Origin of the sequence: Streptomyces scabiei 87.22, from assembly GCF_000091305.1 — a bacterium.
Classification (GTDB): Bacteria; Actinomycetota; Actinomycetes; order Streptomycetales; family Streptomycetaceae; genus Streptomyces; species Streptomyces scabiei.
The window spans coordinates 8138906-8149973 of record NC_013929.1 but is presented as its reverse complement, the minus strand read 5'-3'; the positions used below and the strand labels follow the sequence as shown (position 1 = coordinate 8149973).

Annotated in this window: 6 protein-coding genes; 4 read left to right on the top strand and 2 right to left on the bottom strand. The window is 72.9% G+C overall.

Going from position 1 to position 11068, the window contains the following annotated elements; translation table 11 throughout:
• Nucleotides 1-304: 304 nt before the first annotated feature.
• Complete coding sequence (locus SCAB_RS35255) at nt 305-940, bottom strand: TetR/AcrR family transcriptional regulator (RefSeq protein WP_013004892.1); 636 nt, start codon at nt 938-940, stop codon at nt 305-307.
• 258 nt (nt 941-1198) lie between these two features.
• Between SCAB_RS35255 and SCAB_RS35250 the strand changes: the two genes are divergently transcribed.
• The 4 genes from SCAB_RS35250 to atzF all read left to right on the top strand — a co-directional run bounded on the left by SCAB_RS35250 (nt 1199) and on the right by atzF (nt 7989).
• Nucleotides 1199-2023: an urea amidolyase associated protein UAAP1 gene (locus SCAB_RS35250; protein WP_013004891.1), complete on the top strand. Its 825-nt coding sequence runs from the start codon at nt 1199-1201 to the stop codon at nt 2021-2023.
• Nucleotides 2020-2625: an urea amidolyase associated protein UAAP2 gene (locus SCAB_RS35245; protein WP_013004890.1), complete on the top strand. Its 606-nt coding sequence runs from the start codon at nt 2020-2022 to the stop codon at nt 2623-2625. The genes SCAB_RS35250 and SCAB_RS35245 overlap by 4 nt, the downstream gene beginning before the upstream one ends.
• On the top strand, nt 2622-6140 hold the full coding sequence (locus SCAB_RS35240; RefSeq protein WP_013004889.1) for a 5-oxoprolinase/urea amidolyase family protein: 3519 nt from the start codon (nt 2622-2624) through the stop codon (nt 6138-6140). The genes SCAB_RS35245 and SCAB_RS35240 overlap by 4 nt, the downstream gene beginning before the upstream one ends.
• Nucleotides 6141-6333: 193 nt before the next feature.
• The gene (gene atzF, locus SCAB_RS35235) at nt 6334-7989 is read left to right on the top strand and encodes an allophanate hydrolase (protein ID WP_013004888.1); all 1656 of its coding nucleotides are present in this window, start codon (nt 6334-6336) and stop codon (nt 7987-7989) included.
• Between the two features lie 99 nt (nt 7990-8088).
• Here atzF and SCAB_RS35230 read toward each other — a convergent pair whose 3' ends face one another.
• Nucleotides 8089-10938: a DEAD/DEAH box helicase gene (locus SCAB_RS35230; protein ID WP_013004887.1), complete on the bottom strand. Its 2850-nt coding sequence runs from the start codon at nt 10936-10938 to the stop codon at nt 8089-8091.
• Between the last annotated feature and the right edge of the window lie 130 nt (nt 10939-11068).

Sequence of the window (11068 nt, the reverse complement as noted above, 5' to 3'; positions counted from 1 at the left end):
GCGGGGAGTTGCCGGAGGTTGCTCGGGTTCATCCGCGAATCAAACTGCGTCTTCGGTATTTTTTGGAACAAGCGCCCGAATACATCTCAACTCGGTGCGCTGCGGGCGAGCTTAGTCCGACCGGATCATCGCTGTGTCATATTCAGCAACCGCCTGAAATCACCCTCGCGACAGGAGTACGCTCTGGTCATTTACACGCTGGGGCATCATTCGCACACAGTGCGTGATGACGTACGGGCGTACGGGCCCGGCCTCTTGACAGGGTGAACCGGTGCCGGGGAACGGGCCTCCGGGGACGCCTCGCTCAGACGCCGACGATCCGCAGGGCGGCGTCCGCCGTTGCCTCGGCAAAGACCGAGACGGGCCGGTCGGGGTCGGACCGGTGGACGAGGATGACTCCCTCGATCAGCCCGAAGACGAGGTCCGTCCGCAACTCCAGTTCACCTTTGGCGAGCACCCCGCCCGCGGCCGTGGCCGCGATCAGCTGCCGGTAGGCGTCCTTCAGTTCGGCCCGTACGGCGTGGAATCCCGCGAAGCGTTCGGCGCGGACCTCCGGGAGGAGATACAGACCACCGAGATTGTGGGTGCCGCCGCACAGGAGGGTGACATCGGCGCGGCACAGCTCCCGGAGCCGGTCCTCGGCACGGACGCCGTCCCGGGCGAGGAGTTCACGGGCGTACGCGAGCGAGGGGGTGACGGTGGACTCCAGCAGCTCGGCGAGCAGCTCCTCCTTGCCGGAGACGTAGTGGTACATGGACGCCTGCCGCATCCCGGCCCGCTCGGCGACGGCTCGGGTGGTGGTGGCCGCGTAGCCCCGCGTCGTGAACAACTCGGCCGCGGCCGCGAGCAGTTCGTCGCGGGGCGGCAGACCGCTCTCCGCCCGCCCCTGGGCCCGGGGCCTGCCGACCCGCCGCCCACCGGTGCCACCCGCGCTTCCCATGCGTTCGATCCTCGCACACGGTGTCCGCGCGACCCGGCGACCGGACGCGGCCCGCCGGTGAGACGGACACCCGTGAGGGCTCGGTAACGGCACCGCAACGCACGGGACATGGTGCCGACCCGCCCGGCGCCTAATTTCTGTCGCGCGACAGAAATCCATGACGGACGTCCATGACGGGCATCCATGACGGACGTCCGTGACGGGCATCCATGACAGAGATCCATGACTGAGATCCACGCCGCACCCGGAGGTCCCCCGATGGCGACATCGACGACGTACGGAGCACGCGACCACGCCCGCGCGCAGGAGGGCGCCCGGGCCGAGGCCATGCCCGTGGTGCCCGCCGCCCACTGGCCGGAACCGCCCTGCGCGGCGGAACGGCTGGTGTGGGCGGAGACGGTGGCGGGCGGGAACTACACCCACAGGGTGCTCGCCCGGGGCACCGAACTCCGGCTCACCGACGTCCGCGGCGACGCGTGCGCCCATCTGCTGCTGCACCACGCCGACCGCCCCTGGGAGCGGCTGAACGTCGCCGACACCGTCAAGGTCCAGTGGAACGCCTACCTGGGCGAGGGCGTCCTGCTCCTGTCCGACCAGGGCCGCGTCCTCGCGTCGGTGGTCGCGGACACCTCGGGCCGGCACGACGCGCTGTGCGGCACCAGCACCCTCGTCCGCAACACCGAGCGGTACGGGGACGGCACCCCGCAGTCGCCCTCCCCCGCCGGACGCGAACTGTTCAAGCTGGCCGCCGCCAAGAACGGCCTCGAACCCCGGGACCTGCCGCCTTCCCTCTCCTTCTTCCAGGGCGTGGAGGTACGCGAGGACGGCACCCTCGACTTCACCGGCTCCGCCGGCCCCGGCGCCGCCGTGACCCTGCGCACCGAGCAGGACGTGACCGTGCTGATCGCCAACGTGCCGCACCCGGCCGACCCGCGCCCCGCGTACGTCAGCACCCCGCTGGAGGTGCTCGCGTGGCGCGCCGCCCCGACCCGCCCCGGCGCCCCCCTCTGGGAGGCCACGCCCGAGGGCCGCCGCGCCTTCCTGAACACCGCCGAGTTCCTCGCCACGAGGGGGATCGCATGAGCACGAGGACCGTGGTCCCGGCCCGCGCCGCCTGGTCGTCGGTGATCCGCGCCGGCCAGACCCTCACCCTCACCGACCTGCACGGCAACCAGGCCGTCGACTTCCTCGTGTACGACGCCCACGACACGGCCGTCCGCTACAGCGCGCCCGACACGATCCACGCGCAGGGCGGCATCTTCCTCACCACCGGCAGCGTGCTGATGTCCAACGAGCACACCCCGCTGATGACCGTGACCGCCGACGACGTCGGCCGCCACGACACGGTCGGCGGCGCCTGCTCCAAGGAGTCGAACACCCTGCGGTACGGTCACCACACCTGGTCCCAGCACGCCTGCGTCGACAACTTCCTCGCCGAGGGCGCGAAACACGGGCTCGGCAAGCGCGACCTGGTGTCGAACGTCAACTGGTACATGAACGTGCCGGTCGAGAAGGACGGCACCCTCGGCATCGTCGACGGCATCTCCGCCCCCGGTCTGGCCCTGACACTGCGCGCCGAGTGCGACGTGCTGGTGCTGGTCTCCAACTGCCCCCAGATCAACAACCCCTGCAACGGCTTCGACCCGACGGCCGTACAGATGACGATCACCGGGACGGGCACATGAGCTTCGACACGCTGCTGGTCGCCAACCGCGGCGAGATCGCCGTCCGGATCATCCGCACGGCCCGCGCGCTGGGCCTGCGCACGGTCGCGGTGTACTCCGACGCCGACCGCGCCGCCGCCCACGTCCGGCTCGCCGACGAGGCGGTACGGCTCGGCCCGGCACCCGCGAAGGAGTCGTACCTCGACGCCGACCTGGTCCTCAAGGCCGCCAAGGACACCGGGGCCGGAGCGGTGCACCCCGGCTACGGCTTCCTCTCCGAGGACGCGGCCTTCGCCCGCCGCTGCGAGGAAGCGGGCCTCGTGTTCGTCGGCCCGACCCCCGACCAGCTCGACCTGTTCGGCGCGAAACACACCGCGCGGGCGGCCGCCGAGGCGGCCGGCGTCCCTCTCCTGCCGGGCACCGATCTGCTGCCCTCGCTCGCCGACGCCCTCGACCGTGCCTCCGCCCTCGGCTACCCGGTGATGCTCAAGGCCACCGGCGGGGGCGGCGGCATCGGCATGTCCGCCTGCCGGTCCGCCGCCGAACTGACCGAGGCGTGGGAGCGGGTGCAGCGCGTCGCCGCCGCCTCCTTCTCCTCCGCCGGCGTCTACCTCGAACGTCTCGTCGAACGGGCCCGCCACGTCGAGGTGCAGGTCTTCGGCGACGGCGACGGCCTGGTCGTCACCTTCGGCGACCGCGACTGCTCCCTGCAGCGCCGCAACCAGAAGGTCGTCGAGGAGGCCCCGGCCCCCGGCCTGCCCGACCGGGTGCGCGCACGACTGGCCGCCGCCGCCCGCGACCTGTGCGCGAGCGTGGAGTACCGCTCCGCCGGAACCGTCGAGTTCGTCTACGACGCCGCCCGCGAGGAGGCGTACTTCCTGGAGGTCAACGCCCGCCTGCAGGTCGAGCACACCGTCACCGAGGAGATCCACGACGTCGACCTCGTCGCGTGGATGCTGCGCCTGGCCCGCGGCGACTCCGCGGTCGTGCGGGCCCCGGCGCAGCCCCGCGGCCACGCCGTAGAGGCCCGGATCTACGCCGAGGACCCCTCGCGCGGCCACCGGCCGAGCGCGGGCCTGTTGACCCGGGTCGCGTTCCCGCCGGGCGTCCGCGTCGACGGCTGGGCGGAGACCGGCACCGAGGTCACGACCGCGTACGACCCGCTGCTCGCCAAGGTCGTCGCCCACGGCTCCGACCGCACCGAGGCGCTGCGCCGGCTGGACGAGGCGCTGGCCGGGACCCGGATCGACGGCATCGAGACCAACCTGGGCCTGGTCCGGGCCGCCCTCGCCGACCGGGACGTCCGGCACGCCACCCACTCCACGGCCACCCTCGCCGGCGTGACCGACCCGACCCCCCGGATCGAGGTGGTCTCCGGCGGCACCCTCACCACCGTCCAGGACTGGCCGGGCCGCACCGGCCACTGGCAGGTCGGCGTCCCGCCCTGCGGTCCCATGGACGACCTGTCGTTCCGGCTCGGCAACCGGGCCCTCGGCAACCCCGAGGGCGCCCCCGGCCTCGAATGCACCCTCCAGGGACCGGCCCTGCGCTTCACCCACGCCACCACGGTCTGTGTGACGGGCGCCCCCGCCGAGGTGACCGTGGCCGGTGCACCCGTCGCGCAGTGGGAGCCGGTGACCGTGCCCGCCGGAGCCGTCCTGACCGTCGGCGCCCCCGCGGAACACGGCCTGCGCACCTACGTGCTGTTCGCGGGCGGCGGCCTGGACGTGCCGTCGTTCCTGGGCAGCGCCGCCACCTTCACCCTCGGACGCTTCGGCGGCCACGGCGGCCGGGCGCTGCGCACCGGCGACGTGCTGCACGGCGGCGAGGCCACGGCCGAGGGCCGCCCGGTCCCGCCGCGGGACCGCCCGTCCCTCACCTCCGCCTGGCGGGTCGCCGCCCTCGAAGGCCCGCACGCGGCACCGGAGTTCTTCACCGAGGAGGACATCCACGAGTTCTACACGGCCGACTGGACGGTCCACTTCAACTCGGCCCGCACCGGCGTGCGCCTGGTCGGCCCCAAGCCCCGCTGGGCCCGCGCCGACGGCGGCGAGGCGGGCCTGCACCCCTCCAACATCCACGACACCCCGTACTCGGTCGGCGCCGTCGACTACACCGGCGACATGCCGGTCCTCTTGGGCCCCGACGGCCCCTCCCTCGGCGGCTTCGTCTGCCCGGCCACGGTCCTGTCCACCGAGCGCTGGAAGCTGGGCCAGCTGCGCCCGGGCGACACGGTCCGCTTCCTCCCGGTCGCCGACGACACCTCGCCCCGCCCGGCGATCGTCGACGGCGGCGTCCTGGCCCGCGACGGCGACGTGACGTACCGGCGCAGCGGCGACGACAACCTCCTCGTCGAGTTCGGGCCCATGCAGCTCGACCTCGCCCTGCGGATGCGGGTGCACGCCCTGATGGAGGCGGTCGGCGGCGCGGCCCTCGACGGCGTCACGGATCTCACCCCCGGCATCCGCTCCCTGCAGATCCGGACGGACCCGGCCGTCCTGCCCCAGCACGGGCTCCTCACCGCGGTCCGCAAGGTCGTGGCGTCCCTCCCCTCTACGGACCGGCTCGTCGTCCCGTCCCGCACGATCCACCTCCCCCTGTCCTGGGACGACCCGGCGACCCGTGAGGCCATCGCCCGCTACATGGCGGGGGTCCGCGACGACGCGCCCTGGTGCCCCTGGAACATCGAGTTCATCCGGCGCGTCAACGGCCTGGCCTCGACGGCCGACGTCCACGACACGGTGTTCGCCGCGGAGTACCTGGTCCTGGGCCTCGGTGACGTCTATCTGGGCGCCCCGGTCGCCACGCCGCTGGACCCCCGCCACCGCCTGGTGACGACGAAGTACAACCCGGCCCGCACCTGGACGGCGGAGAACTCGGTCGGCATCGGCGGCGCGTATCTCTGCGTCTACGGCATGGAGGGCCCCGGCGGCTACCAGTTCGTCGGCCGCACCACCCAGGTCTGGTCCCCCTGGCAGCAGCGCGGCGCCTTCGAGCCCGGCTCCCCGTGGCTGCTGCGCTTCTTCGACCGGATCCGGTGGTACCCGGTGGACGCCGACGAACTCCTGTCCCTGCGCGAGGACATCGTCTCCGGCCGCTTCGTCCCACGAGTGGAGCCCGGCACGTTCTCGCTGGCCGAGTACCAGACCTTCCTCGCCGAACACGCCGACTCCATAGCCGAGTTCAGGGCCCGGCAGCAGACGGCCTTCGCGGCGGAGCGGGCGGCCTGGGAGGAGGCCGGCGAGTTCACCCGGGCGGAGACGGCGTCCACGCCTCCGGCCGCTCCGGCGCGGATCCCGGTCCCCGAGGGCGGCCACCTGGTCGAGGCCGAGTTCAGCGCCTCCGTCTGGCAGGTGAACGTACGCCCGGGCGACCGGGTGAGCGCCGGCCAGCCCCTGCTGACCCTGGAGGCGATGAAGATGGAGTCCCGTGTCCCCTCCCCCGCGGACGGCGTGATCGACAGCGTCCTGACCACCCCGGGCACTCAAGTGTCCCCAGGCACCCCCCTGATCATCCTGACCCCGGACAACACCTGACCCGCCCCGCAAGGGGCGCGGGGAACTGCGCGAGGACCCCCCGCCCACCCGCACTCGCCACCGCACCCCACCCCCCATCCCCGATGGCGCAAGGGGGTCGAAGGGGCACAGCCCCTGGAGGACGGGACGGGTAGGGGCGGCGGGGGCGAAAACCCCCGCACCCACCCACGGCACCCCACCCCCAGGAGCGAAGATGCCCTCCCCCACCCTCACCAGAGTCCGCACGGCCTACGCCCGTATCGAAGCCGTGGACCGCCCCGAGATCTGGATCGGCCTACGCCCCCGCGCCGACGCGGAGGCCGAGGCCGAGGCCATCGACGCCCGCCTGGCCGCCGGCGCCCATCTCCCCCTCGCCGGCCGCCTCCTCGCCGTGAAGGGCAACATCGACGTCCACGGCCTCCCCACCACCGCGGGCTGCCCCGCGTACGCGTACGCCCCCGACGCCGACGCCCCCGTGGTCGCCCGGCTGCGCGCGGCCGGCGCTCTCGTCCTCGGCACCACCAACCTCGACCAGTTCGCCACCGGCCTCGTCGGCACCCGTTCCCCGTACGGCGCCGTGCGCGGCGCCCACGACCCGTCGCGCATCAGCGGCGGCTCCAGCTCCGGCTCGGCCGTGGCGGTGGCTCTCGGCATCGTGGACCTGGCGCTCGGCACCGACACGGCCGGCTCCGGGAGGGTCCCCGCCGCCTTCAACGGCATCGTCGGCCTGAAGCCCACCCGGGGCCTGGTCCCCACCGCCGGCGTGGTCCCGGCCTGTGCCTCGATCGACTGCGTCACGGTGTTCGCGCGCACCCTGCCGGAGGCCGAACAGGCCCTCGCCCACATGTCCTCCCCGCCCGGGCGCCCTCTCCCGCCGCTCGCCGCGCGCCCGCCGGGCCCCTGGCGCGTCGCCGTGCCCCCGCGCGAGCAGCTCGGCGAACTGGACGAGGGCTGGGCGGAGGCGTACGAGTCGGCGGTCTCCCTCCTCAGGGCGGCCGGAGCGGACGTACGCCCCCTCGACCTCACGCCCTTCACCGAGGCCGCGGCCATGCTGTACCAGGGCGCGTTCGTCTCCGAGCGCTACACGGCCGTCGGCGCCTTCGTCGACAAGGCGCTCGCGGACGGCGTCGACTCCCTCGACCCCACGGTCGCCGGGATCATCACCCGGGCCCGGGACGTCCCGGCCCACCGGCTCTTCGCCGACCAGGACCGGCTGGCGGTCCTGCGCGCCCGCGCCCTCGCCGAACTGGGCGACGCGGACGCCCTGTTGCTGCCGACGGCGCCGGGGCACCCGACGCTCGCCGAGGTCGCCGCCGACCCGCTCGGCGCCAACGCCCGGCTCGGCCGCTTCACCAACTCCACCAACCTCTTCGACCTCGCGGCCGTCGCCGTCCCGGCGGGCGAGGTGAACGGCCTGCCCTTCGGCGTCATGCTGATCGGCCCGGCCTTCACCGACGACCGCCTGGCCCGCGTCGCCGCCCTCCTCCGGCCGGAGGCCCGCCTGGCGGTCGTCGGAGCCCATCTCTCGGGCCAGCCCCTGAACCCCCAACTCCTGTCCCTGGGGGCCCGGCTGGAGCGCACGACCACGACCGCGCCCGTCTACCGCCTGCACGCCCTGCGCACGACCCCGCCGAAGCCGGGGCTGGTTCATGTGGGCGAGGGCGGCGCCGCCGTCGAGGCCGAGATCTGGCGCCTCCCGGCGGAGGGCCTCGGGCGCCTCCTGGCCGCGCTCCCCCGCCCCATGGCCCTGGGCACCGTCGAACTGTCCGACGGCACACGGGTCCCGGGCTTCCTCTGCGAGCCGGCGGCCCTGCGGGACGCCGAGGACATCACGGCGTACGGGGGCTGGCGAGGCTACCTGTCCCGCTGAACGGCGGCCCGCCCCGGCGGCGAGGCGGACCTGCCCACGAAGCCCCCTGCACCCGGGTCCGGACCCGGACCCGGACCCGGACCCGGACCCGGACGAGCCTCACCCCACCGAGGAGTAGGCCACGACTCCCCTCAGCAGCTCGTCCACGGCCTTCCGCGCGTTCTTCCCCACGCTCGACCCGGCAGGCGCCGCCGCCGAGATCTGCCCCAGCACGTCGATCACCTGCTTGCACCACCGCACGAAGTCACCGGCCGGCATCTCCACCTCCCGCAGCACCTCGTCGAGCCCCGACCCCGAGGCCCACATGTACGCGGCCCAGGCGAAGCCGAGGTCGGGCTCGCGCTGCCCCACCCCTTCGCTCTGCGTGATCCGGAACTCCTCCTCCAGCGCGTCCAGCCGGCCCCAGATCCGCACCATCTCGCCCAGTGCGGCCTTGGCGTTCCCGGACGGCAGCTTCGGCGCCATCGCGTCGTCCGCGGCCCGTGCCTCGTACACCAGGGCGGAGACGCACGCGGCCAGCTCGGCCGGGCCGAGGCCCTCCCAGACGCCCGCCCGCAGGCATTCGCTGGCCAGCAGGTCCAGTTCGCCGTAGAGCCGCGCCAGCCGCTTGCCGTGCTCGGTGACCTCGTCCGCCCGCAGGTAGTCCAGCTCGGTCAGCAGGGCCACGATCCGGTCGAAGGTCCGCGCGATGGTGTTCGTGCGGCCCTCGATACGGCGTTCCAGCTGCGCGGTGTCCCGCTTGAGCCGGTAGTAGCGCTCGGCCCACCGCGCGTGGTCCTCGCGGTCGCTGCACCCGTGGCACGGATGGGCCCGCAGCTCCGCCCGCAGCCGGGCGATCTCCCGGTCGTCCGCGGCGGCGGCCCTGCGCTTGCGGTGCCGGTCGGGCACCAGATGCCCGGCCTTGGTGCGCAGCGCGGACGCCAGGTCCCGCCGCGACTGGGGCGAGCGCGGGTTGAAGGACTTCGGGATGCGCATCCGCTCCAGCGCCTCCACCGGCACCGGGAAGTCCATCGAGGCCAGCCGTTTGACCTGCCGCTCGGCGGTCAGCACCAGCGGACGCGGCCCGTCGTGCTGCTCGAACCCGCGATGGCCGTTGGACCGCCCGGCGGGCAGCCCCGGGTCCAGCACCAGCGCCAGTCCCGCGTACTTGCCGGTGGGCACGTGGATGACGTCGCCCGGCTTCAGCCTCTCCAGGGCGACGGCCGCCTCGACCCGCCGCTGGGCCGCGCCCTGCTTCGCCAGATCGGTCTCACGGTCCTTCAGCTCCCGCCGCAGGCGCGCGTACTCCTCGAAGTCCCCGAGGTGGCAGGTCATGGACTCCTGGTAGCCCTCCAGGCCCTCCTCGTTGCGCTGGACCTGACGGGAGATCCCGACGACCGACTTGTCCGCCTGGAACTGGGCGAACGAGGTCTCCAGCAGCTCCCGCGAGCGGTGCCGCCCGAACTGTTCGACCAGGTTGACCGCCATGTTGTACGACGGCTTGAAGCTGGAGCGGAGCGGGTACGTGCGCGTGCCCGCGAGTCCTGCGAGGTGGTCGGGGCTCAGGCCGCGCTGCCACAGCACCACCGCGTGGCCCTCGACGTCGATGCCGCGCCGGCCCGCGCGGCCCGTCAGCTGTGTGTACTCGCCGGGGGTGATGTCGGCGTGCTGCTCGCCGTTCCACTTGACGAGCTTCTCCAACACCACCGAACGGGCGGGCATGTTGATGCCGAGCGCGAGGGTCTCGGTGGCGAACACGGCCTTCACCAGGCCGCGTACGAAGAGTTCCTCGACGACCTCCTTGAACGTCGGCAGCATGCCCGCGTGGTGGGCGGCGATTCCGCGCTCCAGGCCCTCCAACCACTCGTAGTAGCCGAGGACATGGAGGTCCTCGTGGGGGATGGAGGCGGTGCGCTCCTCGACGAGGGCGCGCACCTTGAGCCGGTTCTCGTCGTCGTTCAGCCGCAGGCCCGCGTACAGGCACTGCTGGACGGCGGCCTCGCAGGCGGCGCGGCTGAAGATGAAGGTGATGGCGGGCAACAGGCCCTCGGAGTCGAGCCGTTCGATGACCTCGGGCCGGCTCGGGATCCAGATCCTCGACCGCTGTCTGCGCTCGCGCTCACGGTCGGCCTCGCGCATGGCACGGCCGCGCCGGCGGTCCTGGTAGGAGGGCCGGCTGGCCTCCATGCGCGCCATCCGGGTCAGGTCCGGGTTGACGGCCTTCCTGTTGCCCTCGCCCTCCTCGAAGAGGTCGTACATCCGCCGTCCGGCGAGCACGTGTTGGAACAGCGGCACGGGCCGGTGCTCGGAGACGATCACATCGGTGTCGCCGCGCACGGTGTCCAGCCAGTCGCCGAACTCCTCCGCGTTGGACACCGTGGCCGAGAGCGAGACCAGGGTGACCGACTCGGGAAGGTGGATGATCACCTCTTCCCAGACGGCGCCCCGGAAGCGGTCGGAGAGGTAGTGCACCTCGTCCATGACCACGTACCCGAGGCCCAGGAGCGTCCGGGAGCCCGCGTAGAGCATGTTCCGCAGCACCTCGGTGGTCATCACGACCACCGGGGCATCGGAGTTGACGCTGTTGTCGCCGGTGAGCAGACCGACCTTGTCGGCGCCGTAGCGGCGGCACAGGTCGGAGTACTTCTGGTTCGACAGGGCCTTGATGGGGGTCGTGTAGAAGCACTTCTTGCCCTGTTCCAGGGCGAGGTGGACGGCGAACTCGCCGACGATCGTCTTGCCCGAGCCGGTGGGGGCGGCCACCAGGACGCCCTTGCCCGACTCCAGCGCCTGGCAGGCCTCGATCTGGAAGGGGTCGAGACCGAACTCGTACATCTCGCGGAAGGAGGCGAGCGCGGTGGCCTGCTCGGCAGCGCGCCTGCGTGCTGCCGCGTACCGCTCGGCCGGGGAGAGGTCCTCTGTCATCGTGCTTTCGAGCGTACCGGGCCCCACTGACAACAGGACGATCATTATCCGGATCAAATCCCGGTAAACCTGGGAAAGCGCAGCTCATGCCGCCCGGCAGGTGCGACTCGGTAACAGCAAGCGCTTTCGGAAATTCTCTTGACATTGCATGTACACAGCGACAACGATCTTCGTC

Coding starts and splice junctions, on each gene's coding strand:
- SCAB_RS35255 (WP_013004892.1), bottom strand. CDS start 940: ATGGGAAGCGCGGGTGGCACCGGTGGGCGGCGGGTCGGCAGGCCCCGG.
- SCAB_RS35250 (WP_013004891.1), top strand. CDS start 1,199: ATGGCGACATCGACGACGTACGGAGCACGCGACCACGCCCGCGCGCAG.
- SCAB_RS35245 (WP_013004890.1), top strand. CDS start 2,020: ATGAGCACGAGGACCGTGGTCCCGGCCCGCGCCGCCTGGTCGTCGGTG.
- SCAB_RS35240 (WP_013004889.1), top strand. CDS start 2,622: ATGAGCTTCGACACGCTGCTGGTCGCCAACCGCGGCGAGATCGCCGTC.
- atzF (WP_013004888.1), top strand. CDS start 6,334: ATGCCCTCCCCCACCCTCACCAGAGTCCGCACGGCCTACGCCCGTATC.
- SCAB_RS35230 (WP_013004887.1), bottom strand. CDS start 10,938: ATGATCGTCCTGTTGTCAGTGGGGCCCGGTACGCTCGAAAGCACGATG.